The organism is Streptomyces sp. NPDC051364 (assembly GCF_040682115.1).
In the GTDB taxonomy this organism is placed as follows: domain Bacteria; phylum Actinomycetota; class Actinomycetes; order Streptomycetales; family Streptomycetaceae; genus Streptomyces.
Genome location: NZ_JBFBAH010000004.1, coordinates 379,206 through 405,403 on the forward strand (window position 1 = coordinate 379,206; position 26,198 = coordinate 405,403).

Consider the following 26,198-nt stretch of genomic DNA (forward strand, 5'->3'; position numbering starts at 1 on the left):
CGGTAGCCGTCAGCGGGCGGCGCCGAGCCGCGCCTGTTCCTCCTCGACGATGCGCCGGGCCAGCGAGGTGTCCGAGACGTCGACCGCCTCGGGCGCCGACTCCGCCACCACGCTGCGCCGGGCGTACGCGTCGAACAGCCGGGCCTTGCGCTCCAGCACCTCCAGCATCCGCTGGTCCACCCCGTCCGTGGCCAGCAGCCGGTGCACCCGTACGGCGCGCACCTGGCCCATCCGGTGGGCGCGGGCCACCGCCTGCTGCTCCATGGTCGGCTTGACCTGCGGCTCGCAGAGGATCACCACGGACGCCGCCTGCAGGTTGATCCCGATGCCGCCCGCCTCGATCTGCGCGAGCAGTACGGCATGCCCGGCCGCCGCGCCGAACCCGTCGACGAGCCGCTGGCGCCGCGCCGGCGGCACGCTCCCGGAGATCGGCCCGAAGAGGAGGCCGCTGTCTGCATGCGGCCGGCGCCCCAGCGCCTCCTCGACCGCCCCGAGCACCTCGCGGAAGGAGGAGAACACCACGACCTTCAGCCCGTTGGCGGCGGCGTCCGCCACCAGCTCGCGCAGCCGTTGCAGCTTCGCCGACTTCTCCGGCTTCGCGTACGCGGCCCGGCGCATCGCCATGAAGTTGCCGGCCCGCACCGCCGCCCGGTAGGCGTCCCGGTCCGCGGCACTCAGCTCCTCCCACTCGTCGGTCCACTGGAGTTCGGGCAGCTCGGCGAGTACGTCGCGCTGGTTGCGCCGCAGGTACGCGGGCGCCACCGCTTTGCGGAACGCCTTGGACCCGGCGACCGAGTCGACGTCCCCGATCCCGGAGACCGCCTCGGGCTGCAGGATCCGTACGAGACTGCGGAACTCGGAGACCCGGTTCTCCATCGGGGTGCCGGTGAGGAAGAGGACGTACGTGCAGCGGGCGGCCCAGGCGGCGACCGCCAGGGAGCGCCGCGCGCGCGGGTTCTTGACGTGGTGCGCCTCGTCCACGACGAGCATCCCCAGCTCCTCGGCGGCGAGTTCGGGGAATCCGGTCAGCGCCTGGAAGGTCGTCACGGCCACCCCGCCCTCCCCCCGCCAGTCCGCGAAGGCGTCGTGCCGGCCGGGGCCGTGCAGGGCGACCGCGCGCAGGGTGCTGCGCGCCTCGATCTCGCGGGTCCAGTTGATCAGAACGCCGGCCGGGCAGACCACGAGGAAGTGGCGCTGCCCCTGCGCGGCGAGGTGCGCGAGGGCGGCGAGCGCCTGGATCGTCTTGCCCAGCCCCATCTCGTCGCCGAGGATCACCCGCCGCTGGGCGAGGGCGAAGCGGGCGCCGAAGGACTGGTACCCGCGCAGCGAGACCCGGCGGTGCGTTGCGTCGAGGTCCTGGGCGCGGACCCGTTCGGCCAGCGCTTCGGGCAGGAACCCCTGGGCGGCGGCCGGGTCGGGGCCGCTCCCGGCGTGCTCGGTGAGCTCCGTGAGCAGCCCGTAGTACTCGGCGGAGCGCAGCTCGAAGTCGACCCAGGCGGCCGCCTCGCCGGCGGGGCCGCGCAGCAGGTCGACCGAGGCCTGTCCGAGCAGTACGGGCACCCCGCTCCCGGCGGCCTCCGCGGTCAGCCGGCCGATCTCCCCGACGGCGGCCAGGGCCCGCTCCCGCCGCTCCCGTCCTGCGAACCACATCCGCAGCCGGCCTGCGGCGGGCCCGGCTTCGGCGAGCAGCGGTCCGAGCCCGGCGTCCAGCTGCCGGGCCGCCGCGACGGCCCGGCGGGCTTCGGGCCCGGCCTCGACGAGGAGCTGCAGGGCGGTCACGAGTGCGGTGGTCCGGGGTTCGGGGCGGTCCACGTCGAGGTGCACGGCGACGGTCTCCCCGACGGCCTCGGCGAGCTGCCGGGCGGCGCCGAGCGCCTGGTCGGCGGTCTGCTGCCCGACCCCGGGGATCTGCCGCAGCCGGTGGCGTCCGGCGTCCAGCACCTGCTGCACGGTGTCGAACCCGGCCGCCTCGATGGCGGCCACCCGCAGCCGCCCCTCGGTGACCTGGGCCAGCCGGTCGACGGGGATCCGTCGCAGCTCGAGGCGGGCCAGCTCCGCGTGGATCGGCGCCCAGGCCTCCCGTACGGCTTCGACGGCCCGCCGGTGGTCGGCCAGCAGCGCGCCGGCCGCCGCATGCAGCCGCTCGCCCGCGTCGATCGCCTCGGCCGCCCTGTGCCGCATACCCCTCCCCTCCCCTCGACCGCTCCCGCCGACTGCTCCCGGCTGCGCCGGGTAACGACTGCACGCAACCTACCGCCGCCGGCGGGACGCTCAGTAGCCGTTCACGGCGCCGCCCACGGTGATCTCCGCCTTCATCCCGAGGTCCTTGTGCCCGTCGACGGGGCAGTAGAGCTCGTACGTACCGTCCTTGAGGGTGATGTCGAACTTCCCGCTCTCCCCCGGTGCCAGGGTCTTGGAGCGCTGCTCCCCGCCCGGTCCCTCGACCTCCAGGGCGTGGTCGTGGTGGCCGGTGTTGTTGACGGTGAACGAGTAGGCCCCTGCCGTGAACGTCTTCTGGGACAGGGCGATATGGAAGTCGCTGAGGTCCGCCGTGACCTGCGTCGCGGCGGGCGCGGGTGGGGCGGGCGGCGCCGCCGGGCCGTTTCCGGCTCCGTAGCCGCCGCCCCCGCAGGCGGCCAGCAGCCCCGCGAGCGCTCCGGCCGCCAGCCCCGTTCCCACACGAGTGGTCCGGGTGGTGCGTGTCCTTGTCATGGCAGGGATACGGCTGACAGCCGCCGGGAGATTGCGGACGGGAACGGAGGCCGGGAGAGGAGGAGAATGAAGGGGTGTTTCCGCGCGAACCCGAACCAATCCATTCGGGGAGGCCGAACGTATCCACTGATGTGCAGAGAATGGGCCTCCCGCTCGGGCGTGCGCCGGACGAAGCACTGCTGTCGGGCCTGGCGACGGGTGATCCCGAGATCGCCGTCGCGTTCGTCCGCCGCTTCCAGCGCACGGTGTTCGGCGTGGCCATCGCCGTGGTCGGAGATGCGCAGCTCGCCGAGGACATCGCCCAGCTGACGTTCGAGCGGGCGTGGCGGCACGCCCAGGTCTACGATGCGCGCCGCGGTTCGGTACGGACCTGGCTGACGGCGATCGCGCACCATCTGGCGATCGACGCGGTCCGGGCCCGCCGGGCCAACCCGGTCGCCCCCGAGGACCTGGACGCCCTCCTCGACATCGTGACGCAGACCCCCGAGCAGCAGGCGCTCGCCGCCGAGACGTCGGCCGGGATACGGACTGCCGTGGCGGCCCTGCCCCGGGAGCAGGCCCGCGCCCTGGTGATGGCGGGGATCTACGGGATGACCGCGCAGCAGGTCGCCGACATGGAGCGGATCCCGCTGGGGACGGCCAAGACGCGGATCCGGACGGCCATGCACAAGCTGCGCAGGACCCTGGGGGCCGAGGAGAGCCGGCGATGAGCGAGATGACCTGCGAGCAGCTGAGGGAGCTCGACGCCGAGCTGGCGTTGGACATCCTTCCGGCCCGGGAGCGCGCCCGTGCGGTCGCCCACCTGGACCGGTGCCCCGGCTGCCGGGTGCACATCGAGCAGCTGTCCCTGGTCGGCGACGGGCTGCTGGGCCTGCTGCCGGGTACGGAGCCCCCGGTCGGCTTCGAGAGCCGCGTCACGACCGCCCTCCAGCCGGCGCCGCAGCAGCCTCCCCCGCAGCCCGCGCCGGCCCGGCGCCGACTGCTGCGGCCCCGGGTCGCGGTCGCGGCGGCGGCGCTGGCCGTGGCGTGCGGCTTCGCCGGCTGGGCGGCGGGCACGGTGATCGAGCAGGCCTCGGGGCCCGCGTCCCCGACGGGCGCAGCGAACGCGCAGCTGCTGCAGGCGCCGCTGATGGCGGACGGCGGGGAGGTGGGCCGGGTCTTCGCCCATCCGGGCCGGCAGGGCTGGGTGTACATGTCGGTGGACCTGGAGAAGACGACGCCGGAGGTCAGCTGCGTACTCGTCAACAAGGACGGCACGACGACCCGCCTCGGCACGTTCTCGCTCCAGGGCGGCTACGGCTACTGGGTCGCGGCGGCCGATGTGAACCCCACGACCCTCGCGGGCGCCAGCCTCCTCACCCCGGACGGCACGGTGCTGGCAAAGGCCAACTTCGCATGATGAGTCACGGAGAGTAACGCTCCGAAATGCGGGAGTCACCACCCGGTGCCAGGGTGGTGGACGTCCCCAGTGGACGTCCCCTCACCCTCTTCGAGGAGCGAAACCGGCATGGTCAAGAAGCAGCCGCCCCAGGACAAGGCCAACAAGCTCAAGGAGCAGGCCAAGCAGAAGACGCAGGAAGCCAAGAGCCAGGCGAAGAACCCGGACCGCAAGTCCGAGGACATGGACATGGACATGGACATGCCCCAAGACCGCCCCCGCCCGTCAGGCTCCTCCGAGTCCCTGTACTAGCGGCACCGCAAGGCGCGCCCGACTCCCCCCGGGCGCGCCTTGCGCGTTCCGCGGACCGGCTGCGGTCACGGGACCACGAAGGTCAGCGTGGCCGGGGGGGCTGCGGGGCGGGGGACGGAGAGGTGGGTGGTGCCCGCGCGGACCGCGCGCAGTTCCCATTCGCGGTGGCCCGTGGCCGTGACGTTGCTGATGGGGATCAGCAGGACCGACTCGCCCTGAGCCGTGGGTTCCGGGCCGCCCTCCGGGAGGGGGAGCCGGAGCCGGGCCGTCTGACCGGCCTCGAGCCGCCCCGTGAAGCCGTCATCGGCCCCGGTGAATACGCGGCCCTGCGCCGGTGTCGGTGCGCCCGCTCCCGTGGCGCCCGTACCGCCCGGGTCACGCGACTCGTTCGCCGGCGGACGCGCCCGGCCGCCCCCGCACCCGGTGAAGAGCGCGAGGGCGGCGAGGCACACCAGGCGTCGGTCAGCCACCGTCACGCACGTTGAACCGCAGCAGGACGTCGACCTGGGACAGCAGCTGGTTCCGCGTCGACGCCGGGTTGTTGCAGACCGCCTCGGCGCGGGCCATCGCCGCCCCGAAGGTCGAGTCCGTCTTCCAGTCGCCGTTGGTGTCCACCGGCGTGGCCAGGTCGTATGACCCGTTCGCGAAGTTGAGCCACGCCGCGAGCAGCTGCTGGGACACCAGCGGCCTCGGCTGCGGAGAGCCCGAGCTCAGGATCGCGTACGCCTGGGCCTCGGTCAGCGGCCCGTAGACCGCGCTCATGAACGAGGCCACGCTCAGCAGGCAGGCCCGCTGGGCCGGCATGAACTGGTTCGGTGCCCGCCCGTCGTACTCGCCCATCCAGTACGCCTGGTTGCGCGCCCGCAGTGCATTGCCGGTGGTGATGACGGCCGCCGTGTCGAAGGCGTTGCCGCCGTCGTCGTCCTGGCCGGTGAAGGTCAGCGTGGACAGGCAGGCGGCCGGGTACGCGTGCGACTTCGTCGCCGTCACGTTGCGCGGCTGGATCGAGGGGCTCGGGTCCGGGTCGGTGGCCGGCGGGTTCACCAGCGAGACCAGGTTGTCCGAGGCCCCGTCCCCCCACAGCCACGTCAGGGTCAGGTCGTCGCTTCCGGGGTCGGTCGACGTGCCCTTCACGGCGACCGGCGTGCCGGCGTGGGCGATGAAGGCCTTCTGCCCGTTGTACGTCGTCTGCCGAGGTTCCCGGCCGAGGGCGCGGTCCCTTTGGCGGAGCCGGCGGCGCTGAGCGTGACGTCCGTGCCCTCACCCGTCGTGTAAGGGCCGCCGGCGTTCGCGGTCGGCAGGCAGGCGGCGGGGACGGTCTCGTCGGCCGTCACGGTGTTCTGGTCCGCGCTCGACGCGGCGCCCGTGCCCATGCCGCGGCCGGCGAAGACCCGCCACAGCAGGCACTGGTTCGCGCCCGCGTTGTTGGTCATGTCGGCGGCCAGGATGCCGTCGCGGGCGTCGAGGTAGCTCGGCGCGGTGACGGTGTTCTTCATGCCGTCGATGACGAGCTGCTGGGTGAACGCGACGCCCTTCGCCTCGCGGATGTCGTACATCGTCGCGGCCCAGATCTCACCGTTGCGGTGCACGCCACGGGCCGGGCGGAACGTTCCCCACTTCTCGGTGGACGTGTCGTACGCCTGCGTGCGGATGCCGGTGGCGGTGTTGCCGGTGACGTACTCGCCGACCGTCGCGTCGCCCCACTTGAGGAAGGAGATCGTGTCGCTCCAGCCCTCCCCGAGGGCGCCGGTCTGGGCACCGCCGCCGAGGTTGCCGCCGCCGACGAGGCGGTTGGACACGCCGTGCCCGTACTCGTGCGCGATGACGTCGCCGTCGAGCGAACCGTCACGCCACGGCCGGCCCGGCGGCTGCCACATGTACATCTGCATGCGCGGGCTGGCGCCGTCCCCGGGGGTGCCGAAGTTGGCGTTGTTCGTGCACCGGATCGCGTTCGGCGGCGTGCTGCTGTCCAGGCAGCCGAAGTCCCAGCCGTCCTGCGCCTCGGCCAGCACCGGGTCGTTGCCCGAGCCGCCGCGACCGAAGTTGTCGACCTGGAAGTTCCGCGACGCCTCGTCGAACCCCAGGTTGTAGAGGTAGTCGTGCATCACGTTGGTGTAGTAGAAGAGCTGCGTGACGACGGGGTTCACGTCCGCGTCGAGGTTGGCCTGCGTCGCGGTGGCGTTGGTGCGCCAGGTGTCGCTGAACGTGTAGTTGAAGTGCCGGAAGGCGGGGTCGCCACTGGCCGGGGACTGCGGGCGCAGCGCGTCGTTCCCGGTGTCCGGCACCGTGTTGTCGCCGTCCTCGTCCCGGTACGCGTTGGCGTTGTTGCCCTGGGTCAGCCGGTCCGCCACCCAGGAGCCGTCGCGCCCGGTGAAGGGCGTGACCGTACGGGCGGCGCCGGCGGCGTCCGGGTGCTGCGCCGTGAAGACGGTCCCTTCGGGGCCGGCGTGGTGGTACCGGCTCTCGCGGCTCAGCAGCCGGCCGTCGGCGGCGTCGACCACCGTCTGGTACCAGGACGTACCCGAGACCTCGATGTCGGTGAGCCAGGCCGGGCGCAGCTCGCGGCCGGAGTCGGTGGGGAACCACACCAGCTCGGCGGTCACGTCGTTGGGCTTCGTGAGCCTCTTGGCGTAGACGTTCTTGAACTTCTGCTTGCCCTTGTCGCGGTTGTCCGTGCCCGTCAGCTCGTGCTGCGCCCTGGCGCCCTGGGCCTCGGCCGCGTGGTCGAGGGCCTGCTTCGCCGTCAGCTCTACGCTGCCGGCCGGCTCGGCGGTCACGACGGCGCCGCCGAGGATGACGAGGCGGCCGCGCTTGTCGACGGTGGCGGTGAGAAGCCCGCCGTGTACGCGCATGCCGTCGATGCTCTGACCGATCGTCACCTGCTGCGCCCCGTTGTGCTTGGTGGGGTACGTGGAGACGACGACGAGCTGCGCGGCCTGCTCGGCGGTGAGCCCGAACTCCCCCCGATGGTCACGCACGTAGGCAAGTGCGACGTGCTCGGGAGCCCGCTTGGAGGGGGTCGTCAGATAACCGCCGGAGTTGAAGATCATCCGGGCGTGCCCGGTCGCGGGGTCGCGCCGTACGGTCGGATCGGCGGGGTCGTCGACACCCCGCGGCGCGGCGGCGGCCAGGCCCGGCGCCAGAGCCAGGAGCAGGCCCGTGGTGGTCACTGCGGTCCACAGCCTCGTGCGGAATCGCCATCTGGTCACGGCCTGACCCTCCCAAGCGCCGACGCTCCCCCGGGTCTGCTGTCGAGACCGCGCGCGCTCCGTGACCCTACTCACCAAGATCCACCGGTCAACGAGGCTCTCCGCCCGCTCCCACCTCCGCCCCCATTTGCGGCAAGCGCACACAAGCCCGACACCGGAAGGCGCTGCGGGCACCCCGAAACAAGAACGGGGCCCCCAGCCCGAGGGTCGCCGTCTGCGAGTCAGCGATTACCGGGTCGTATACACGATCGACAACGGGGAACTGGTGGTCTGGGTCGTTCACGTGGGGCATCGGTCCACGGTTTACGAGACCTGATCGGCAGCGATGACCCAGGGATGGTGCGGCAAGTTGCCGAAAAACCTCCGGCCGGGATCGTTGGCTCTCCAGCCTGAGCTGCGGGCGGCTACCGTGAAGCCATGACCGGACTGCCCGACTGGATGCGCCCGCCGCGCGCGGAAGGCTGGTTCGCGGAGGACCTCGACCGCCTCCCCGAGGCACCCCGCCACACCGAGCTGATCGATGGAGCCCTCGTCTTCATGATGTCGCCCCAGAGGTGGTGGCACGGCCACCTCGTCACCACGCTCACCGTCGCACTCATGGAGCAGGTGCCCGCCGACACCAGAGTCGGCCGCGAGATGACCATCAAGCTCGACCCGCGCAACCGTCCCGAACCGGACCTGCTGGTGACGACGGCCGATTTCGACGGCGACCGTACCTGGTTCGCACCGGAGGACGTCCAGCTCGTCATCGAGGTCGTCTCCCCGGAGTCCGCCCATCGCGATCGCACAGTAAAACTCCGCAAGTACGCAGAGGCCGGCATCCCGCACTACTGGTGCATCGAGGACGAGGACGGGGCACCCGTCGTCCACGTCTACGAGCTCGACGAACCCACTGGCGCATACGCGCCCGCCGGGATCTTCCGGGGCACCCTCCAGCGCCCGGTGCCTTTCGAGGTCAGCCTGGACCTCGACAAGCTCACGCCGCCCCGAAGCAGCTGAAAAGTCAGCACCAAGTCAGCACGGGAATGCAGAAGGGGTCGGACTCGCCAGAGCCCGACCCCTTCTGGCCTGCACATTTGACGAAACTGTCTCACATGCAGTAACGAGCCGATTACACGTTGAAGCGGAACGTCGAGTGCAGAGCTGCGACCTGCGGAAACGCCGTTTTGGAGGGGCTTATCCCAGCACCATCCCAGCACCGGCGATCAGTAGTGGTACCGGGCAGCGAGGATGACGATCTCCATGTCCGTCACCAGGTAGACGAGGCGGTGCTCGTCATCGATCCGCCGCGACCACGCCCCAGGCAGGTGATACTTCAGCGGCTCTGGCTTACCGATGCCCGCAAAGGGGTCACGCCTGACGTCCTCGATGAGCTTGTTGATCCGGGCGAGCATCTTGCGGTCGTTCTTGAGCCAGGACGTGTAGTCCTCCCAGCCCTGATCCTCAAAGGCAAGCCTCACGCGGCACCCGCACCAGCGTCCGCCGAGTCCGGATCGATCAGCTCCCGCTCCGACACATTGACGTGGGCCAGGGCGTTCTCGTACGCCTTGAGCAGCCGACGTGCGTTCGCCGGCGAGCGCAGCAGGTACGAGCCCTCACGCAGCGCCGCATAGTCCTCGGCCGAGACGAGCACGGCGTTGCCGTGCTTCGAGACGATCTCGATGGCCTCGTGGTTCTCGTTGACCTTTTTGATCAGCGGAAAGAGTTCTTTGCGGGCTTCGCTCGCGGTTATGGACATGACCTGACCTCTTCCCTCAAGTGGTACCTAATAACGTACCACTCTCGGCGCTGTTCAGGAGGGAGGGCGACTGATGGATAGTCAGCTATCCCAGCACCATCCCAGCACGGGAAAAAGCCAAGGGCCCACCTCCGAGGAGGTGGCCCTTCTGACCTGCAGGTTTGCCTGGTGGGCAACGTGGCGCTAATTCACACGCTCACACGTTGAAGCGGAATGCCTGAGCCCCGATCCTGGCCTGCGGTGGAACCCAGCCCAGGCCCCTGACCAGGTATTTTCCCGTTGGCGTGCGTTGGCTTCCGACGGACGCTTACGGGTGTCCTGCGGACTGCGCCATGCGTCCCTCGGCCGGGGCTGCGCAGGACGGGACGGCGGCCAGCACGCAGGCATCTTCCCTCTCGCGTCGGCGGCCGGTGCCGCTGAAATCCATGGCCCGCCGTCCGGCACATCGGCAAGACTGCACAGATGAGCAGCCGATACCCGTGTCCTTGCTGCGGGCATCGCGGGCTCGACGAGATTCCCGGCTCCTACTCGATCTGTCCTGTCTGCTTCTGGGGGGGGGACCGCCCTCTGCTGCTCCCCGGAAAGGCACTTCCGAATGACGCTGCGCAAGGTGCTGACAGGTGTGGTGACGGCAGTCCTCTGCGGCACTGCCGTCTCCTGCACGACCGGGGGCGACGACAGTAGTTGGACCGCGCCCGCCAAAGGCCAGGCCGCCGCGCTGCTGGACTTCTCCGACGAAGGCCGGGACGCGAGTCTCAGGACGGTGGCGTTCTACGGCTTCAACGGTTTCCCGGGCGGTATGACGACCGGCCAGGACGGCAGCGTCTACGTACTTGGACAGAAGCTGGTCCGGATGAAGCGCGACCGGACGGTGTCGACGGTCGAATTCGCTGGTGAGAAGGAGGGCGCCGCCTCCGGCGTCGTGGCGCTGGCCGACGGCTCTCTTGTGCTCGGCATCGAAGGACAGGTGAAGAAGCTGGAGCCGGACGGCAGCGTGTCGGTCCTGGCCGGCGCTTCCGGGTCCGCCCGCACGACGGGGACGCCCGTTCCGGTGTCGGCACCCGCCGCCGGATTCCACTTCAGCGCTACGCCGAGCCCGTTCGGGGTCAGGCCCGACGGAACCATTCTGATCGCGGATCACGATGTCTTGTGGGCGCTCAAGGACGGCACACTCAGACAGCTCTACCGCACCACCGCGACGTCTCCGGATGGCGAGCCGCTCCTGCTCGGCTGGGACAACGCGGTCGACGCGTCCGGCGCGGCATATGTGTCCCCTGAGGTGCCTGAGCGCGTGCCGGGACGTCTCGGCGATGTGGTGGCGATCAACGCCGACGGCCTGTTGAGCAAGCCGCTGCTGCCCTCGGAGATCCCCGGCTGCCGGGATCCCCTGCCGCGCTGAAGGTGATGTGGCTGACCGGCGACGGCGCGAGCGGCATATTCGCGCAGGTCTACGACGCGTCGGGCTCCAACGGCGCGGTCCTGCACCTCCATTCCGGGAGGGCCGATGTCCTCACGCGTGAGAAGCCCGGCATCAGCTCCGGCAGCCCCTGCCGTATTCAGCACCCGATGGACGCGCTGCAACTGCAGTGTGCACTGCCCCCAGGCATGACCTATCGGTCGGGCAGCCTCATCCTCGGCGGAAACGGGGACTACGTCCTGGAGATCCGGGTCACCTGACCCATCCGGAGATCGACGGCCGGCGTACGCGGCTGAGGACCCTCGCGGACAACAAAAGGGGCGAGGCGGCTGCCCTGGACGGGATGACGTTGCCTCAGAGCCTCACTTCTCCGTCTTCGGCCAGTAGAAGGAGAGGTCGATGAACGTCGGCTTCTCATCGTCGAAGGAGTACAGCAGGGATGCGTCGATGTATGGCGTTCCCGGCGTGTGCTTCGCGGGAGACATGCCGCTGGTGGACATCACGGCCTCGCGCCCGGCCTCGCGGCCGCCGGTCCGCTGCTTGTACCAGCGGTCCACGTTCACGGTGTCCATCGACACCTCCTTGGCCAGCTCCTTCGCGGCCCGGTAGGCGTCATCGGTGCTCATCTTCGGATAAATGATGTGCACCGAGTTGACAGTGCCGCTGTCCGGGTCCGCGTCGAGCCGGAGCATGCGCCTTCCGGTGAGGTGAATTCCGCCGGAGAACGTGATGTCGTACTCGGCCGAGGAGATTTCCCAGGAACTCCGGCTCTTGCCGGACCAGTTGACGTCCGATTTGGTATGGCTGTGACTCAGGTCCCATTTCACGGAACTGGGCTCCTCCCGGGCCATGTACAGGTACCCAAGAAGAAGCAGTGCGGCCGAGACGGCCGCGAAGGTGATGACGAGGGGCCGGGCGCGGTACGGCATCCTGGATCAGCCCTCGCCGTTGAGCGTGATGCGCCGGAACTCCTTGGCGCGCTCGTTCAACGGCAGGGCGATGAGCCGCTTCGCTTCCGCCGGATTGTCGCGGAGAAGACGTTGATAGGCAGGCAGCATGTCGTCCGAGATCCAGTCCCGGCGGTCGTCGGTGTTGGTGACCTGGCTGAACGGACAACCGACGAAGCCCCAGCTGTAGTCCTTGAAGCTTTCGCTCCCCGGCATCGGCGAGCGCGTCATCTGGTCCAACTCGGTGGAGAAGAAGAAGCCGATGAGTCCGTCGTGGTGGTAGATCTCCGAGTAGCAGGGCGGGCAGGATGGCCTTCTGCTCCCGCGCGAGGAGATCCTGGTTCCCGTCGGAGATGCGCTTGGGGTCTCCTGAATTGACCCCTTTCATGTGCCGGCAGATCTGGCATCGATCAGACCTTCCCATTGGAGGGGTCAGGCGTACACCTTCTGGACTTTGGCGTCGTTGGGGCCGAGTCCCTTTGAAGTGTCCCAGGTGGTGGGGTCGATGTCCGCCGCGATCATCGCCTTGGCCATCTGGCGGGCCATCGCCGTGTCCGAAACGTCGGCCGCGTCCGGCGTCGACTCGGCGACCGCGCTGCGGCGTTTCGATGGTCGGTTTGATCTGAGACTCACAGATGATCACGACGGAGGCGGCCTGCATGTTGAGCCCCACCCCCGGCGCCGACCGTGGCCCGAAGCTGTTGTGTACACATGGCACACTCGGTACCCTTGAGGCATGACTCAGCCGCTGCCCATAGAGTCCATCCGCGACGTACGCGCTCACTTGGCCGAGGTCGTCGAACGGGCCGACCGCGACGACGTGCCCACTGTCATCACCCGTCGCGGCAAGCAGGTCGCCGCCGTGGTCTCGATCGAGGTGCTGCGCAAGTACCAGAAGTGGGAAGAGCGCGAGATCAACCGCATCATCGACGAGCGCATGGCGAGCCCGGCCGCCGGCGTCCCGATCGAGGACGTGATGAGGGAGACGCTGGCACGCGGTGAGTGACTACCGCACGGTGTTCCGGCCCGAGGCCCAGGCCGAGCTGCGCAAGATCCCGCGTGACATGGCGCTTCGTATCCTGGCCAAACTGACAGAGCTGGAGAGCGACCCCTTCGGCTTCAACACCACCGCACTCGTATCCCAGCCTGAGCGCCGCCGCCTACGGGTCGGCGACTACCGTGTCGTCTACACGATCGACAACGGGGAGCTGGTGGTGTGGGTCGTACACGTCGGACACCGCTCCACGGTCTACGACACGTAGCCACTCCAGGTTCTGCGGACTGCTGCGGACAGCACAACGGCCTGACCTGCTTTCTCACAGGTCAGGCCGTTTGCACACATCCAATCAGACGTTGAAGCGGAACTCGACCACGTCGCCGTCCTGCATGACGTAGTCCTTGCCTTCCATGCGGGCCTTGCCCTTGGCGCGGGCCTCGGCGACCGAGCCGCAGGCGACCAGGTCCGCGAAGGAGATGACCTCGGCCTTGATGAAGCCGCGCTGGAAGTCGGTGTGGATCACGCCGGCCGCCTCGGGGGCCGTGGCGCCCTGCGGGATGGTCCAGGCGCGGGTTTCCTTCGGGCCGGCCGTCAGGTAGGTCTGGAGGCCCAGGGTGGCGAAGCCGACGCGGCCGAGGGTGGCCAGGCCGGGCTCGTCCTGGCCTACCGACTGGAGGAGCTCGAGGGCCTCCTCGTCGTCCAGCTCGGCAAGGTCCTGCTCCAGCTTGGCGTTCAGGAAGATCGCCTCCGCCGGGGCGACCAGCGCGCTCTGCTCCGCCTTGAAGGCGTCGTCCACCAGCTCGTCCTCGTCCACGTTGAAGACGTAGAGGAACGGCTTCGTGGTCAGCAGGTGCAGCTCGTGGAGGAGGTCGCCCTGCTCCGTGCCCTTGGTGATGCCCTTGGAGAACAGGGTGTCGCCGGCCTCGAGGATCTTCTTGGCCTCGACGACGGCCGCGAGGACCGCGACCTTCTCCTTCTGGAGGCGGGACTCCTTCGTCAGGCGGGGCTCGGCCTTCTCGATGGACTGGAGGTCGGCGAGGATCAGCTCGGTGTTGATCGTCTCGATGTCGTCCTTCGGCGAGACCTTGCCGTCGACGTGCACGACGTTCTCGTCCTTGAAGGCACGGATGACCTGGCAGATCGCGTCCGACTCACGGATGTTCGCGAGGAACTTGTTGCCCAGGCCCTCGCCCTCCGAGGCGCCGCGGACGATGCCCGCGATGTCGACGAAGTCGACCGTCGCCGGGAGGATGCGCTGCGAGCCGAAGATCCCGGCGAGGACGGCCAGGCGCGCGTCCGGGACGCCGACGACGCCGACGTTCGGCTCGATGGTGGCGAACGGGTAGTTGGCCGCCAGCACGTCGTTCTTGGTCAGGGCGTTGAACAGGGTCGACTTGCCGACATTCGGCAGGCCGACGATTCCGATCGTGAGCGACACGTTGGCGACTTCCCGTAGCTGGAGGGGGCGGCGGCCCGGGAGTGGGCCACCGGACAGTTTACTTTCCGATGAGTGGCAGTCGTTGTACGCGTGTCCCCACCCCGATACCGCGCTCGGCCCGCCTAGCTTGGTGGGGTGGAGCAACACAGGACGCGTTCGGCGGATCACCCGCAGCGACAGCAGCCGGAGCGACAGCAGCCGCGGCGCCCGGCCGCCCCGCCCATCGGCGGGGTGCCCGCCCAGGGCGGCCGCCCGCAGCCCGCGCCCGCCCGGCGGCTGCCGCGGGCCCGGCTGACCGGGCTCGGCGGCGGGCTGTTCGCGTGCGTCGCGATGACCCTGGTCGCCGGGATCGCCTGGCTGCTCTTCGGCGGCTCGCTGCTCGCGTACGGACTGCTCTTCCTGCCCGTCGCGGCCGCCACCGCCCTCTGGGTGCGCCCCGCCGACCTGATCACCGCGCCGATCTCCGCGCCGATCGCCTTCGCCGTCGGGGTCTGGCCCATCTCCGGCGGCTCGGGCGGCTTCGGCGCAGAGCTCATGGGCATCGTGTCCGCCCTGTCGCTGCACGCCGGCTGGCTGTACGGGGGGACGCTGATCTCCGCGCTGATCGTCGTCGTACGGAAGGCCGTGCTCATCTCCCGGCGCAGGCTCCCCCGCCGGACCGCCTAACTGCTCGATCCCCTCGCCGCCATCGCCGCCCCCACGATGCCCGCGTTGTTCTGGAGCCTGGCCGGGACGATCTCGGCCCGGACGTCCTGGATCAGCGGAAGGAACTTCTCCGGCTTGCGGCTGACGCCGCCGCCGATGATGAACAGGTCCGGGGAGAAGAGCATCTCCACGTGCTCCAGATACCTCTGCACCCGGTGCGCCCAGCGCTCCCAGGTGAGCTCCCCGTCCTCCTTGGCCTTGACCGACGCCCGCTTCTCCGCGTCGTGGCCCTTCAGCTCCAGGTGGCCGAGCTCCGAGTTCGGAACCAGCCGCCCGTCCGTGAACAGCGCGCTGCCGATGCCGGTGCCCAGCGTCAGCATGATCACCGTGCCGTCGCGGCCCCGGCCCGCGCCGTACGTCATCTCCGCGATCCCGGCGGCGTCCGCGTCGTTGAGGACGGTGACGGGCTGGCCACCGAGCCGCTGCGACAGCAGGGTCGCCGTGTCGACGCCGATCCACGCGCTGTCCATGTTGGCCGCCGTACGGGTGACGCCCCCCGTGACGACGCCCGGGAACGTCACCCCCACCGGGCCGTCCCAGTCGAAGTGGCGCACCACCTCGACGACACAGCCGGCCACCCCGTCGGGGGTGGCCGGCTGCGGTGTCAGTACCTTGTGGCGCTCCTGCGCCAGCTCGCCACGGTCCAGGTCCGCGGGAGCGCCCTTGATCCCGGAACCACCGATGTCCACGCCGAAGATCTGCATGGAAACACCGTAGGGAACTTCGCGGGCAGGGGCCTACTTCTCGGCGACCAGCGCGGCCGCTTCCGCGCGCAGGTCGCGGCGCAGCTCCTTCGGCAGCGAGAAGACGATCGACTCCTCGGCGGTCTTGACGATCTCCACGTCCTCGAAGCCGCGCGCGGCCAGCCACTCCAGGACCTCCTCGACCAGCACCTCCGGCACCGAGGCGCCCGAGGTCAGGCCGACCGTGGTGACGCCCTCCAGCCAGGCCTCGTCGATCTCGCTCGCGAAGTCGACGAGGTACGCGGCGCGAGCGCCCGCGTCGAGGGCGACCTCGACCAGCCGGATCGAGTTCGAGGAGTTCTTGGAGCCGACGACGATGACGAGGTCGGAGTCGGCGCCCATCACCTTGACCGCGGCCTGGCGGTTCGAGGTGGCGTAGCAGATGTCGTCGCTCGGCGGCGAGACCAGCAGCGGGAACTTGGTCTTCAGCGCGTCGACCGTCTCCATGGTCTCGTCGACCGAGAGGGTGGTCTGCGAGAGCCAGACGACCTTCGACTCGTCGCGCACGACGACCTTGTCCACGTCGTCCGGGCCGTCCACGATCGTGATGTGGTCCGGGGCCTCGCCGGAGGTCCCGATGACCTCTTCGTGGCCTTCGTGGCCGATGAGGAGGATGTCGAAGTCCTCGTTCGCGTACCGGATGGCTTCCTTGTGCACCTTGGTGACCAGCGGGCAGGTCGCGTCGATCGTCGCGAGCTTGCCGGCCGCCGCCTCCTCGTGCACCACCGGCGCCACGCCGTGCGCGGAGAACATCACGATGGAGCCCTCGGGCACCTCTTCCGTCCGCTCGACGAAGATGGCGCCCTTCTTCTCCAGCGTCTGGACGACGTACTTGTTGTGCACGATCTCGTGCCGGACGTAGACCGGCGCACCGTACTGCTCGAGGGCCTTCTCGACGGCGATCACGGCTCGGTCCACGCCCGCGCAGTAGCCGCGCGGGGCGGCGAGCAGGACGCGTCGGGAAGCGGGAGCAGGTGCGGCAGCAGTCATGCGGTCCATCGTACGGGGGTCTCCAGGAGGCCCGGCGTCGCCCATTCGGCACAGACTGGGTCGAACGTGAGAACCGACCGCCCCTCGGAGGAACGATGGCGTCCGTTACGGAGCCCGGTACGGCCCCGAAGCCGGCCCTCCGGCGGAGCCTCGGATTCCGGGACCTGGTCGTGTACGGGCTCCTCTTCATCGCCCCCATGGCCCCGGTCGGGGTGTTCGGCACCCTGGACGCGAAATCGCACGGCGCCGTCGCCCTCGTCTACGTCTTCGCGACGATCGCGATGGCCTTCACGGCGTTCTCGTACGCGCAGATGGTCCGGGTGGCCCCGCAGGCCGGCTCGGTGTTCACGTACGCACGCAAGGGACTCGGCGAGGGGCCCGGGCTGATCGCCGGCTGGATGGCGATGCTCGACTACCTGCTGATCCCGGCGGTCGCGTACCTCTTCTCCGGGATCGCGATGAACGCGCTGGTCCCGGAGGTCTCCCGGTGGGTGTGGACGGCGCTGGCCGTGCTGGTGACCACCGCGCTGAACCTGTGGGGCGTACGGGCGGCCGCGCGCGTGGGCTTCGCCGTGCTGGCCATGGAGATCGCGGTGCTGCTGGTGTTCGTAGTGGCCGCGGTGACGGTGCTGGTCCGGGACGGGGCGCAGCGCGGCTGGCTCTCGCCGCTGACCGGGGACGGCACTCCGGCCTTCTCCCTGACGGCCGTCCTGGGCGCGGTGTCGGTGGCGGTCCTCTCCTACCTCGGCTTCGACGCGATCGTCTCCTTCGCGGAGGAGGTGAGTGAGGAGGGGCGCGAAGCCCCTTGGAAGGGGGGTGGCGGGCGACGGGCGGGCGGCTCGGAGAAGGTGGCGCACGCGGTGCTGTTCTGCCTGGCGCTGGCCGGGGTGCTGTTCATCGGGCAGAGCTACCTGGCGGCGCTGCTGATGCCGGTGCCCTCGGCGGAGCTGGCGGCCGAGCCGGCGCAGCAAGGGCCGGCCTTCTACAACGCGGTGGACTCCTCGGTCGGCCCCTGGCTGCACGACCTGGTCGCGGTCAGCAAGGCGATCGGGGCGGCGTTCGCGGCACTGGCCGGGCAGGCGGCGGCGGGCCGGCTGGTGTTCGCGATGGCCCGGGAGCGGCGGCTGCCGGGGGCGCTCGCGCGGATCTCGGACGGGACTCCGCGGCCGGCCCTGCTGGTGGCGGCGACGATCACGCTGATCGCGGCGGTGTGGGCGGCCCGCCGCGACGACGGGCTCGACCAGCTGGTCTCGGTGGTGGACGTCGGCGCGCTGGTGGCGTTCACGCTGCTGCACGCCTCGGTGGTCGGCTGGTTCGTGGTGCGGCGCGGGGCGGGGACCCCGAACTGGTGGAAGCACCTGGTGATCCCGGTGCTCGGCGCGGCGGTGACCGTGACGGTGATCGTCGAGGCGTCCTGGACGGCGCAGGTGGTGGGGGCGGTGTGGCTGCTGGTGGGCCTGGGGGTGCTCTTCGCCCAGCGCGGACGGCGGCCGGACGCCGACACCGGACGCTGAGACACGACACCCCGCCGGACCCGGGACACGACATCATCACCGGTCCCTGAGACGCTGTCAGCCCGGGCGGCTAGCCTTCGTGCATGGGTCTGAATACGTCGGCTGACGCGCCGCTGCCGGTCGGCCAGGTGTCCCGGCTCATCGGGGGCTGGATCGACAGGCTCGGCCAGGTGTGGGTGGAAGGGCAGATCACGCAGCTCTCGCGGCGGCCGGGGGCGGGGGTGGTCTTCCTGACGCTGCGCGACCCCTCGCACGACATCTCGCTCAGCGTGACCTGCTACCGCCAGGTCTTCGACGAGGTCGCGGACGCGGTGACGGAGGGCGCGCGGGTCGTCGTCCTGGCCAAGCCGGAGTGGTACGCCCCGCGCGGGCAGCTGTCGCTGCGGGCCACCGAGATACGGCCCGTCGGGATCGGCGAGCTGCTCGCCCGGCTGGAGAAGCTCAAGCGGTCGCTCGCATCCGAGGGCCTGTTCGCGCTGGACCGCAAGAAGCCGCTGCCCTTCCTGCCGCAGCTGATCGGGCTGGTGGTCGGGCGGGCCTCGGCGGCCGAGCGCGACGTACTGGAGAACGCCCGGCGGCGCTGGCCGGCGGTCCGCTTCGAGGTGCGGAACGTCGCCGTCCAAGGGGTGAACGCGGTGCCGCAGGTGATCCGTGCGGTCAAGGAGCTCGACGCCCTGGACGAGGTCGACGTCATCATCGTGGCGCGCGGCGGCGGCAGCGTGGAGGACCTGCTGCCGTTCTCCGACGAGGAGGTCGTACGGACGGTCGCGGCGGCCCGTACGCCGGTGGTCTCGGCGATCGGGCACGAGCCGGACTCCCCGCTCCTGGACCTGGTCGCGGACCTGCGGGCCTCCACGCCCACGGACGCCGCGAAAAAGGTGGTCCCGGACGTCGGCGAGGAGCTGGAGCGGGTACGCCAGCTGCAGGGCCGGGGGCTCCGGGCGGTGCGCGGGCTGCTCGACCGGGAGGAGCGGGGCCTCGCTCAAGCGCTCGCCCGGCCGGTCTTCGTCCATCCGCAGCGGATGGTGGAGACCCGCGAGGCCGAGCTGGAGGCCCTGCTGGGCCGCACCCGGCGCACCCTCGGGCACCTGCTGGACCGGGCGGATTCGGAGCTCGCGCACACCCTGGCCCGGGTGGTGGCGCTGTCCCCGGCGGCGACGCTGGAGCGCGGGTACGCCGTACTGCAGCGGGCGGACGGGCACGTGGTGCGCTCGCCGGAGGACGTCTCGGCGGACGAGGTGCTGCGCGCGCGGGTGGCGGAGGGCGAGTTCTCCGTACGGGTCGTACAGGTCGCACCGGACGCCGGGCAGCCCGGCGAGTGAGCCGCGCGCCCCGCACCGGATATTCGATGTACTGCACACATAAGGTGGGACGGGAATGACTGAAACCGATACCTCGTTGGGGTACGAGCAGGCCCGGGACGAGCTCATCGAGGTCGTCCGCAAGCTGGAGGCCGGCGGCACCTCCCTGGAGGACTCCCTCGCACTCTGGGAGCGCGGCGAAGAGCTCGCGAAGGTCTGCCGGCACTGGCTGGAAGGGGCCCGCGCCCGGCTCGACTCGGCACTGGCAGCCCGCGAAGCGGGGGCCGACGGGGGTGGCGGGAGTGACGAGCGGGACGCCTGAGGTCGGGCCGAACGCGAGGTCAAACGTGATCCGAGTCACCTCGACACCGATTTAGTTGAAAGTTCTACAACTTTTGGCTTAAAGTCGGGACATCGCTTCACCTCCGTATGGAAGAAGGCTTTCCGATGTCTCTCGTTCTTGACTCCGCCGCTCAGGACCTGCTGTTCCGCGAGGCCCGCACCGCCAACTCGTTCTCCGACGAGCCGGTGACCGAGGAGCAGGTCCAGGCGATCTACGACCTGGTCAAGTACGGCCCCACCGCCTTCAACTCGACGCCGCTGCGCATCACGCTGGTCCGCTCCCCCGAGGCCCGCGAGCGCCTGGTGAACCTGATGATGGAGGGCAACCAGGCGAAGACCGCCGCCGCGCCGCTCGTCGCGATCCTCTCCGCGGACAACGAGTTCCACGAGGAGCTGCCGCAGCTGCTCCCGCACTTCCCGCAGGCCAAGGACGCCTTCTTCAGCGAGCGCCCGGTCCGCGAGCAGGCCGCCGTGATGAACGCCGCCCTGCAGGCCGCGTACTTCATCGTCGGCATCCGCGCCGCCGGCCTCGCCGCGGGCCCGATGGGCGGCCTGGACTTCGCCGGTGTCCAGAAGGAGTTCCTGGACGGCGACCACACCCCCCTGATGGTCGTCAACATCGGCAAGCCGGGCGAGGACGCGTGGCACCCGCGCGGCCCGCGCCTGAGCTTCGACGAGGTCATCACCACCGTCTGAGTCCGCACACAGGTACGCAGAAGGCCGCTCCCCCGGGATTCCGGAGGAGCGGCCTTTTCCGCATGTCGGCGCCCGCACAGCGGGCTGTCGGCCGTACGGCGGACTACTGGGCGGCGCCCTGCTTGAACTCCAGCGCCGCCGCCATCGTGCCGAGGCCCTCGAAGGAGGCCGTTCCGGCCACCACCGTGACGTGGCCCTGCTCCTGGCGGACGAGCGCGTCGTACTTCTCGCCCTCCCAGCGCTCCCAGGCCAGGTCGCCCACCTGCTGCGTCTGCCCGGTGGCCTTCGCCTGCCGGGTGAGGGCGGCCACTCGCTTGGCCGAGGCGTCGCTGGACTGCTCGATCGCGACGTACTGCCCCTGCGGGTCCAGGAAGCCCAGGTGCCAGGCGTTCGCGGCCCTGCGGTCGAACGTCACCGAAGTCGCCCGCCACTCCGCCGGCAGCCCTGCGGGCGCCGCCACCGGGTACGGCGCCGCGCGCCGGGCGGTGATCGTCTCCACCCGGTAGTCGACCACGTGTGTCGGATCGGCCTTTTCGTCATGTGGGACGAAGATGTAGATCACCGCGACGACGACACCGATCACCGCCAGCGACCGGACCATGTCCCAGACCGTCTGCTTGCCCTTCATACCTGCCACGCCACCATCGTCCCCCATGGCCGGGAGCGATCTCCGCCGGGGTGGCCGCGCCGCCCGCCCCCGTTCGCAAGATGTCCGCTCAGGCCAATCGCCTGACCGATATCCCGCTCATACGTGACCCGGTCTGCTCAATTTGTCGACGTACCGATAGAGTTCCAGCACCCTCACTTCCCGGCCGTCGCCGTACAGAAAGGTGCGCTCCGATGACCGAGCACAACCTGCCGCCCCAGCTCGAAGTCTCTCCGGAGGCCCCCGACCGCAACCTCGCCCTGGAACTGGTCCGGGTGACCGAGGCCGCCGCGATGGCCGCCGGCCGGTGGGTCGGACGCGGCGACAAGCTCGGCGCCGACGGCGCCGCGGTCAACGCGATGCGGACCCTGATCTCCACCGTCTCGATGAACGGCGTCGTCGTCATCGGCGAGGGCGAGAAGGACGAAGCCCCGATGCTGTTCAACGGCGAGCGGGTCGGCGACGGCACCGGTGCCGAGGTCGACATCGCCGTCGACCCGATCGACGGCACCACCCTGAACGCCAAGGGCATGCCGAACGCCATCGCCGTGCTCGCCGCCGCCGACCGCGGCACCATGTTCGACCCGTCCGCGGTCTTCTACATGGAGAAGCTGGTCACCGGCCCCGAGGCCGCCGACTTCGTCGACATCAACGCACCCGTCTCGGTGAACATCCGCCGCGTCGCCAAGGCCAAGAACATGGCCGTCGAGGACGTCACGGTGATCATCCTGGACCGCCCCCGCCACGAGGGCATCGTCAAGGAGATCCGCGAGACCGGCGCCCGGATCAAGTTCATCTCGGACGGCGACGTCGCGGGCTCGGTCATGGCGGTGCGCGAGGGCACCGGCGTGGACCTGCTCCTGGGCATCGGCGGCACCCCCGAGGGCATCATCTCGGCCTGCGCCATCAAGTGCCTCGGCGGCACGATCCAGGGCAAGCTGTGGCCGAAGGACGAGGCCGAGCGCCAGAAGGCCATCGACGCGGGCCACGACCTGGACCGGGTACTGCACACCGACGACCTGGTGTCCGGCGACAACGTCTTCTTCGTCGCCACCGGCATCACGGACGGCGAGCTGCTGCGCGGCGTCCACTACCGCTCGGAGACCGCGACCACGTCCTCGCTGGTCATGCGCTCGAAGTCGGGCACGATCCGGCAGATCGACTCGACCCACCGCCTGTCGAAGCTGCGCGCGTACAGCGCGGTCGACTTCGACCGCGCGAAGTAGGACCGGACAGGCCGGCCGGCGGCCGGCACAGCGAGAGGGGCGTTACCGCGTGCGGCGGTAGCGCCCCTCTCGCTCGCGTGCGTACGAGCCCTCAGCCCGCGGCGGCTATCGGCCCGGCCCCCGGGGCCTGGCGCAGTTCCGCCGCCCGGCGCCGGCGGCGGGCCAGCACCACCCGCCGTTCGGCGGCGGTGAGCCCGCCCCAGACCCCGTACGGCTCGGGCTGGAGCAGTGCGTGCTCGCGGCAGGCGACCATCACCGGGCAGCGCGCGCAGACGCGCTTGGCGGCCTCCTCGCGGGAGAGCCTGGCCGCGGTCGGCTCCTTGGAGGGCGCGAAGAACAGCCCCGCCTCGTCCCGGCGGCACACCGCCTCCGCGTGCCATGGGCCGTCCTCTTCCCTCGCCGGCACCCGCGGCTTCGGTACGGCGGCCGGACGCGCCTGGAGGCTCTGTACGGCGGCTACCTGCAGGGACTGATGCGGCGGATGCTGCACGGTCTACTCCTGACGACGTATACGCAAGCGAGAGACGATGCACCTGTCCCTACCCGCTGTACGCGCCCCTATGCACTGCGTGGAGCAAGCGCGCCGCGGGGCGGAACTTCGACCGAAACCCGACGCACCGCCCGGCCCCCTACCCCTCTGGTTGCACGCCGGCTACCCCCTGGGTGGGCCCTGAGGATCACCCAGGGGTGGGCCGAGAACGAAGGGCTCCTGCGACTACGTTTCCCCCGTCCCGAACGACGTGCCCGACACGACGGAGGAACGATGAACCTGAAGACGAAGGCAGCCCTGGCCTTGGCCGCGATCCCGGCGGCCCTGCTGCTGACGGCCGGCCCGGCCGCCGCCGGCGGCGGCTACGACGTCACCCACACCGGCGGCGACATCGCCGGGGCCTGGGCCCGCGGCAACATCTGGACGACGTCCGACGGCCGAGTGCACCTGGACGGCAAGCTGAAGGACACGTCCTCGGCGGACAAGAAGGGCGCGGCCCTGCGGATCCACGCCGTGTACGCGGACGGCGGCACCCGCGACGAGGAGGTGTGGAACACCAACGGCGCCGGGACGGAGGTCAGCATCGGCGCGTACAGCTTCGCGTCGAGCGTGCGCCGCATCGAGCTCAAGGAGTGCCGGCTGTTCCGCGCGAGCAACGGCGGCATCTACGTCGGCGCCTGCGCCGCCGGCACGGACGTCTGGTCCCTCTGACCGGCCGATCCGACCCGCACTGCCGACCGGCCGTACGCCCCGGGCCCCGCGGCCCGGGGCCTAACGGAGGGGCCGGCGGAGGGGCCGGCGCTACCTCTCCAGGTGCTTGCGGAGCTTGAGGGCCAGGTCGACCAGGCGGGCGCCGAGCTTGGGCCGGGCCTCGATGTTGCCCAGCAGCGCGAACCCCCGGACGATCACCACCGGCGCGTTCGGATCGATGGTCCCGGCGCGGCCCTCGCCGTGCACCTCGAAGTTGCCGAGGACCCCGCTGCCGTAGCCGCGGAGCGTCACGTTCTCCGGGACCAGGATCTCGACGTTCCCCAGCACGCTCGTCACGTTGATCTCGGTGACCTGCTGCTCGAAGACCGCCTCGGTGAGGTCGACGGTGACGTCGCCCAGGACGGAGACCACGCGGGTGTGTGCGCCCGGCCGCCAGCGGCCCTTGCGGGTGACGCTGCTGCACACGGCGACCACGGTCTCGGAGACCTCGGCCTGGCCGGCCTGCGCAGGAGCCGCCGGAGCCTGGGCGTACGAGGGCGCCGCAGGCACGGCGCCGGGCGCCGGCAGATCCCGTACGAGCACCTCGAGCTCCCCGACCGTCTTCACGGCGTACAGCGAATCCAGTCGCTCGGAGTGCTCATCGGCGGTCAGCCGGCCCTCGGCGAGGGCGTCGGCCAGGATGTGCGCGATCCGGTCGCGGTCGGCGTCGGAGGCTCGCAGTTCGGCGGGCGCGGCAGGGTTCTTTTCCAGGTCCACGTCGGCCAGCATAGCGATACGCGATAGATCGCGATAGTCGCCAGTGAGCCTTACCTCACAGACACAGCCCGGGACGGAGGTCCTACGCTGGATAGCCGCGCTGCCAATTGGTCGTCAGCGCCGTCTGCCGAGTGAGGAATGACTGCCGTCATGCCAGAGTTTGCGTACACCGACCTGCTGCCCCTGGGCGAGGACACCACCCCCTACCGGCTGGTGACCTCGGAGGGCGTCTCGACCTTCGAGGCCGACGGCCGTACGTTCCTCAAGGTCGAGCCGGAGGCGCTGCGCAAGCTCGCCGAAGAGGCCATCCACGACATCCAGCACTTCCTGCGCCCCGCGCACCTCGCGCAGCTGCGCCGGATCATCGACGACCCCGAGGCCTCGTCGAACGACAAGTTCGTCGCGCTCGACCTCCTCAAGAACGCGAACATCGCGGCGGCAGGCGTCCTGCCGATGTGCCAGGACACGGGCACCGCGATCGTGATGGGCAAGCGCGGCCAGAACGTCCTCACCGAGGGCGGGGACGAGGCGGCCCTCTCGCACGGCATCTACGACGCGTACACGCGCCTGAACCTGCGCTACTCACAGATGGCCCCCCTCACCATGTGGGAGGAGAAGAACACCGGCTCGAACCTGCCCGCGCAGATCGAGCTGTACGCGACCGACGGCGGCGCGTACAAGTTCCTCTTCATGGCCAAGGGCGGTGGCTCGGCCAACAAGTCCTTCCTCTACCAGGAGACCAAGGCGGTCCTCAACGAGGCCTCCATGATGAAGTTCCTGGAGGAGAAGATCCGCTCGCTCGGTACCGCGGCCTGCCCGCCGTACCACCTGGCGATCGTGGTCGGCGGCACCTCCGCCGAGCACGCGCTGAAGACCGCGAAGTACGCCTCCGCGCACTACCTGGACGAGCTCCCCACGGAAGGCTCCCCCCTGGGACACGGCTTCCGCGATGTCGACCTCGAACAGCAGGTCTTCGAGCTGACCCAGAAGATCGGCATCGGCGCGCAGTTCGGCGGCAAGTACTTCTGCCACGACGTCCGCGTCGTCCGCCTCCCCCGCCACGGCGCGTCCCTCCCGGTCGCGATCGCCGTGTCCTGCTCGGCGGACCGCCAGGCCACCGCGAAGATCACCGCCGAGGGCGTCTTCCTGGAGCAGCTCGAGCGCGACCCGGCCCGGTTCCTGCCGGACACCACGGACGAGCACCTCAGCGACTCCTCGGACGTCGTCTCCATCGACCTGAACCAGCCGATGGACGAGATCCTCGCGACGCTGACCGAGCACCCGGTGAAGACCCGCCTCTCCCTGACCGGCCCGCTGGTCGTGGCGCGCGACATCGCGCACGCCAAGATCAAGGAGCTGCTGGACTCGGGCGCGGAGATGCCGCAGTACCTGAAGGACCACCCGGTCTACTACGCAGGCCCGGCGAAGACCCCCGAGGGCTACGCCTCGGGCTCCTTCGGCCCGACCACGGCCGGCCGCATGGACTCGTACGTCGAGCAGTTCCAGGCGGCGGGCGGCTCGAAGGTCATGCTGGCCAAGGGCAACCGCTCCCAGCAGGTGACGGACGCGTGCGGCACGCACGGCGGCTTCTACCTCGGCTCGATCGGCGGCCCGGCGGCACGCCTGGCCCAGGACTGCATCAAGAAGGTCGAGGTCCTGGAGTACGAGGAGCTCGGCATGGAGGCGGTCTGGAAGATCGAGGTCGAGAACTTCCCTGCGTTCATCGTCGTGGACGACAAGGGCAACGACTTCTTCCAGAACCCGGCTCCGGAGCCGACGTTCACCCACATCCCGGTCCGCGGTCCCGGTCTGGCGTAGCCCAACGCCTACGCCCCACCACAGAGCCCCTGGCGCCCTCGCCGGGGGCTCTTGCCGTGTCCGCCCCTCCCCGGCCCGCAGAGCACACAAGGGACGCACGTCGAGGCGCTGA

General features: G+C 70.4%; 34 protein-coding genes. 18 read left to right on the plus strand and 16 right to left on the minus strand.

What is annotated here, in order from left to right; translation table 11 throughout:
* Positions 1-9: 9 nt before the first annotated feature.
* The gene (locus AB0M76_RS11415; protein ID WP_365952632.1) at positions 10-2,181 is read right to left on the minus strand and encodes a DEAD/DEAH box helicase; all 2,172 of its coding nucleotides are present in this window, start codon (positions 2,179-2,181) and stop codon (positions 10-12) included.
* A 90-nt stretch (positions 2,182-2,271) separates the two neighbouring features.
* Complete coding sequence (locus tag AB0M76_RS11420) at positions 2,272-2,712, minus strand: copper-binding protein (RefSeq protein ID WP_365952633.1); 441 nt, start codon at positions 2,710-2,712, stop codon at positions 2,272-2,274.
* 140 nt (positions 2,713-2,852) lie between these two features.
* Between AB0M76_RS11420 and AB0M76_RS11425 the strand changes: the two genes are divergently transcribed.
* From AB0M76_RS11425 to AB0M76_RS11435, 3 genes are all read left to right on the plus strand, one after another.
* A complete protein-coding gene (locus AB0M76_RS11425) occupies positions 2,853-3,422 on the plus strand; it encodes a sigma-70 family RNA polymerase sigma factor (protein WP_133896993.1) in 570 nt (189 codons plus the stop codon).
* Positions 3,419-4,111 carry a zf-HC2 domain-containing protein gene (locus AB0M76_RS11430; protein ID WP_365952634.1) on the plus strand — a complete coding sequence of 231 codons (693 nt, stop codon included), beginning with the start codon at positions 3,419-3,421 and terminating at the stop codon, positions 4,109-4,111. The genes AB0M76_RS11425 and AB0M76_RS11430 overlap by 4 nt, the downstream gene beginning before the upstream one ends.
* A 108-nt stretch (positions 4,112-4,219) precedes the next feature.
* Positions 4,220-4,402, plus strand: a complete 183-nt coding sequence (locus AB0M76_RS11435; protein ID WP_365952635.1) for a hypothetical protein — start codon at positions 4,220-4,222, stop codon at positions 4,400-4,402.
* A 65-nt stretch (positions 4,403-4,467) separates the two neighbouring features.
* Here AB0M76_RS11435 and AB0M76_RS11440 read toward each other — a convergent pair whose 3' ends face one another.
* From AB0M76_RS11440 to AB0M76_RS11450, 3 genes are read right to left on the minus strand one after another with little or no spacing between them, the layout of a single operon-like run.
* On the minus strand, positions 4,468-4,872 hold the full coding sequence (locus AB0M76_RS11440) for a hypothetical protein (RefSeq protein ID WP_365952636.1): 405 nt from the start codon (positions 4,870-4,872) through the stop codon (positions 4,468-4,470).
* Entirely contained in the window at positions 4,865-5,536 is a 672-nt protein-coding gene (locus AB0M76_RS11445) for a hypothetical protein (protein WP_365952637.1), read from the minus strand. The genes AB0M76_RS11440 and AB0M76_RS11445 overlap by 8 nt, the downstream gene beginning before the upstream one ends.
* A complete protein-coding gene (locus AB0M76_RS11450; protein ID WP_365952638.1) occupies positions 5,533-7,611 on the minus strand; it encodes a M36 family metallopeptidase in 2,079 nt (692 codons plus the stop codon). The genes AB0M76_RS11445 and AB0M76_RS11450 overlap by 4 nt, the downstream gene beginning before the upstream one ends.
* A gap of 61 nt (positions 7,612-7,672) precedes the next feature.
* On the opposite strand from AB0M76_RS11450, the gene AB0M76_RS11455 reads away from it, so the two are divergent.
* Both AB0M76_RS11455 and AB0M76_RS11460 read left to right on the plus strand, forming a co-directional pair.
* Positions 7,673-7,927: a type II toxin-antitoxin system RelE/ParE family toxin gene (locus AB0M76_RS11455; RefSeq protein ID WP_365952639.1), complete on the plus strand. Its 255-nt coding sequence runs from the start codon at positions 7,673-7,675 to the stop codon at positions 7,925-7,927.
* Between the two features lie 101 nt (positions 7,928-8,028).
* Positions 8,029-8,610: a Uma2 family endonuclease gene (locus AB0M76_RS11460; RefSeq protein ID WP_365952640.1), complete on the plus strand. Its 582-nt coding sequence runs from the start codon at positions 8,029-8,031 to the stop codon at positions 8,608-8,610.
* A gap of 206 nt (positions 8,611-8,816) precedes the next feature.
* Here the strand turns inward: AB0M76_RS11460 and AB0M76_RS11465 are convergent, their stop codons facing one another.
* Both AB0M76_RS11465 and AB0M76_RS11470 read right to left on the minus strand, forming a co-directional pair.
* A complete protein-coding gene (locus AB0M76_RS11465) occupies positions 8,817-9,071 on the minus strand; it encodes a Txe/YoeB family addiction module toxin (RefSeq protein WP_365952641.1) in 255 nt (84 codons plus the stop codon).
* A complete protein-coding gene (locus AB0M76_RS11470) occupies positions 9,068-9,349 on the minus strand; it encodes a type II toxin-antitoxin system prevent-host-death family antitoxin (protein ID WP_099889684.1) in 282 nt (93 codons plus the stop codon). The genes AB0M76_RS11465 and AB0M76_RS11470 overlap by 4 nt, the downstream gene beginning before the upstream one ends.
* 462 nt (positions 9,350-9,811) lie before the next feature.
* Here AB0M76_RS11470 and AB0M76_RS11475 point away from each other — a divergent pair, with 462 nt between their 5' ends.
* The 3 genes from AB0M76_RS11475 to AB0M76_RS11485 are packed head-to-tail and all read left to right on the plus strand — an operon-like array spanning position 9,812 to position 11,026.
* Positions 9,812-10,033 carry a CPCC family cysteine-rich protein gene (locus AB0M76_RS11475; RefSeq protein WP_365952642.1) on the plus strand — a complete coding sequence of 74 codons (222 nt, stop codon included), beginning with the start codon at positions 9,812-9,814 and terminating at the stop codon, positions 10,031-10,033.
* Entirely contained in the window at positions 9,945-10,748 is an 804-nt protein-coding gene (locus tag AB0M76_RS11480; RefSeq protein WP_365952643.1) for a hypothetical protein, read from the plus strand. The genes AB0M76_RS11475 and AB0M76_RS11480 overlap by 89 nt, the downstream gene beginning before the upstream one ends.
* Before the next feature lie 5 nt (positions 10,749-10,753).
* On the plus strand, positions 10,754-11,026 hold the full coding sequence (locus AB0M76_RS11485) for a hypothetical protein (protein ID WP_365952644.1): 273 nt from the start codon (positions 10,754-10,756) through the stop codon (positions 11,024-11,026).
* Between the two features lie 102 nt (positions 11,027-11,128).
* On the opposite strand, the gene AB0M76_RS11490 is transcribed toward AB0M76_RS11485, so the two are convergent.
* From AB0M76_RS11490 to AB0M76_RS11500, 3 genes are all read right to left on the minus strand, one after another.
* Entirely contained in the window at positions 11,129-11,695 is a 567-nt protein-coding gene (locus AB0M76_RS11490; protein WP_365952645.1) for a hypothetical protein, read from the minus strand.
* A 6-nt stretch (positions 11,696-11,701) separates the two neighbouring features.
* Positions 11,702-11,953, minus strand: coding sequence for a hypothetical protein (locus AB0M76_RS11495; protein ID WP_365952646.1), 252 nt, complete (start codon positions 11,951-11,953; stop codon positions 11,702-11,704).
* A gap of 192 nt (positions 11,954-12,145) precedes the next feature.
* Entirely contained in the window at positions 12,146-12,346 is a 201-nt protein-coding gene (locus tag AB0M76_RS11500) for a hypothetical protein (RefSeq protein WP_365952647.1), read from the minus strand.
* A 103-nt stretch (positions 12,347-12,449) separates the two neighbouring features.
* Here AB0M76_RS11500 and AB0M76_RS11505 point away from each other — a divergent pair, with 103 nt between their 5' ends.
* The gene (locus AB0M76_RS11505; protein WP_365952648.1) at positions 12,450-12,719 is read left to right on the plus strand and encodes a type II toxin-antitoxin system Phd/YefM family antitoxin; all 270 of its coding nucleotides are present in this window, start codon (positions 12,450-12,452) and stop codon (positions 12,717-12,719) included.
* Positions 12,712-12,975, plus strand: a complete 264-nt coding sequence (locus AB0M76_RS11510; protein ID WP_030207783.1) for a type II toxin-antitoxin system RelE/ParE family toxin — start codon at positions 12,712-12,714, stop codon at positions 12,973-12,975. The genes AB0M76_RS11505 and AB0M76_RS11510 overlap by 8 nt, the downstream gene beginning before the upstream one ends.
* Before the next feature lie 84 nt (positions 12,976-13,059).
* Here the strand turns inward: AB0M76_RS11510 and ychF are convergent, their stop codons facing one another.
* Positions 13,060-14,148 carry a redox-regulated ATPase YchF gene (gene ychF, locus AB0M76_RS11515; protein WP_365952649.1) on the minus strand — a complete coding sequence of 363 codons (1,089 nt, stop codon included), beginning with the start codon at positions 14,146-14,148 and terminating at the stop codon, positions 13,060-13,062.
* Positions 14,149-14,370: 222 nt separating this feature from the next.
* Between ychF and AB0M76_RS11520 the strand changes: the two genes are divergently transcribed.
* Positions 14,371-14,814 (plus strand): DUF6542 domain-containing protein, encoded by a 444-nt coding sequence (locus AB0M76_RS11520; RefSeq protein ID WP_327364524.1) that lies wholly within the window; start codon positions 14,371-14,373, stop codon positions 14,812-14,814.
* Here AB0M76_RS11520 and ppgK read toward each other — a convergent pair.
* Both ppgK and AB0M76_RS11530 read right to left on the minus strand, forming a co-directional pair.
* Positions 14,811-15,557, minus strand: a complete 747-nt coding sequence (gene ppgK, locus AB0M76_RS11525; protein ID WP_365952650.1) for a polyphosphate--glucose phosphotransferase — start codon at positions 15,555-15,557, stop codon at positions 14,811-14,813. The genes AB0M76_RS11520 and ppgK overlap by 4 nt on opposite strands.
* Positions 15,558-15,590: 33 nt before the next feature.
* A complete protein-coding gene (locus AB0M76_RS11530) occupies positions 15,591-16,595 on the minus strand; it encodes a 4-hydroxy-3-methylbut-2-enyl diphosphate reductase (RefSeq protein ID WP_266664193.1) in 1,005 nt (334 codons plus the stop codon).
* Between the two features lie 86 nt (positions 16,596-16,681).
* Between AB0M76_RS11530 and AB0M76_RS11535 the strand changes: the two genes are divergently transcribed.
* From AB0M76_RS11535 to AB0M76_RS11550, 4 genes are all read left to right on the plus strand, one after another.
* A complete protein-coding gene (locus AB0M76_RS11535; RefSeq protein ID WP_365952651.1) occupies positions 16,682-18,100 on the plus strand; it encodes an APC family permease in 1,419 nt (472 codons plus the stop codon).
* Between the two features lie 83 nt (positions 18,101-18,183).
* The gene (xseA, locus tag AB0M76_RS11540; protein WP_365952652.1) at positions 18,184-19,422 is read left to right on the plus strand and encodes an exodeoxyribonuclease VII large subunit; all 1,239 of its coding nucleotides are present in this window, start codon (positions 18,184-18,186) and stop codon (positions 19,420-19,422) included.
* A gap of 55 nt (positions 19,423-19,477) precedes the next feature.
* Entirely contained in the window at positions 19,478-19,723 is a 246-nt protein-coding gene (locus AB0M76_RS11545; RefSeq protein WP_030291008.1) for an exodeoxyribonuclease VII small subunit, read from the plus strand.
* Positions 19,724-19,848: 125 nt separating this feature from the next.
* A complete protein-coding gene (locus tag AB0M76_RS11550) occupies positions 19,849-20,439 on the plus strand; it encodes a malonic semialdehyde reductase (protein WP_266664201.1) in 591 nt (196 codons plus the stop codon).
* 103 nt (positions 20,440-20,542) lie between these two features.
* Here AB0M76_RS11550 and AB0M76_RS11555 read toward each other — a convergent pair whose 3' ends face one another.
* The gene (locus AB0M76_RS11555; RefSeq protein WP_365952772.1) at positions 20,543-21,067 is read right to left on the minus strand and encodes a DUF4245 domain-containing protein; all 525 of its coding nucleotides are present in this window, start codon (positions 21,065-21,067) and stop codon (positions 20,543-20,545) included.
* A gap of 212 nt (positions 21,068-21,279) precedes the next feature.
* On the opposite strand from AB0M76_RS11555, the gene glpX reads away from it, so the two are divergent.
* The gene (gene glpX, locus AB0M76_RS11560; RefSeq protein WP_365952653.1) at positions 21,280-22,311 is read left to right on the plus strand and encodes a class II fructose-bisphosphatase; all 1,032 of its coding nucleotides are present in this window, start codon (positions 21,280-21,282) and stop codon (positions 22,309-22,311) included.
* 91 nt (positions 22,312-22,402) lie between these two features.
* On the opposite strand, the gene AB0M76_RS11565 is transcribed toward glpX, so the two are convergent.
* Entirely contained in the window at positions 22,403-22,777 is a 375-nt protein-coding gene (locus AB0M76_RS11565) for a WhiB family transcriptional regulator (RefSeq protein ID WP_082410276.1), read from the minus strand.
* A gap of 297 nt (positions 22,778-23,074) precedes the next feature.
* Here AB0M76_RS11565 and AB0M76_RS11570 point away from each other — a divergent pair, with 297 nt between their 5' ends.
* Positions 23,075-23,512 carry a hypothetical protein gene (locus AB0M76_RS11570; protein ID WP_365952654.1) on the plus strand — a complete coding sequence of 146 codons (438 nt, stop codon included), beginning with the start codon at positions 23,075-23,077 and terminating at the stop codon, positions 23,510-23,512.
* Positions 23,513-23,602: 90 nt separating this feature from the next.
* On the opposite strand, the gene AB0M76_RS11575 is transcribed toward AB0M76_RS11570, so the two are convergent.
* Positions 23,603-24,280: a DUF1707 domain-containing protein gene (locus AB0M76_RS11575; protein ID WP_365952655.1), complete on the minus strand. Its 678-nt coding sequence runs from the start codon at positions 24,278-24,280 to the stop codon at positions 23,603-23,605.
* A 138-nt stretch (positions 24,281-24,418) separates the two neighbouring features.
* On the opposite strand from AB0M76_RS11575, the gene AB0M76_RS11580 reads away from it, so the two are divergent.
* Positions 24,419-26,086 (plus strand): fumarate hydratase, encoded by a 1,668-nt coding sequence (locus AB0M76_RS11580; protein ID WP_365952657.1) that lies wholly within the window; start codon positions 24,419-24,421, stop codon positions 26,084-26,086.
* Positions 26,087-26,198: the final 112 nt, after the last annotated feature.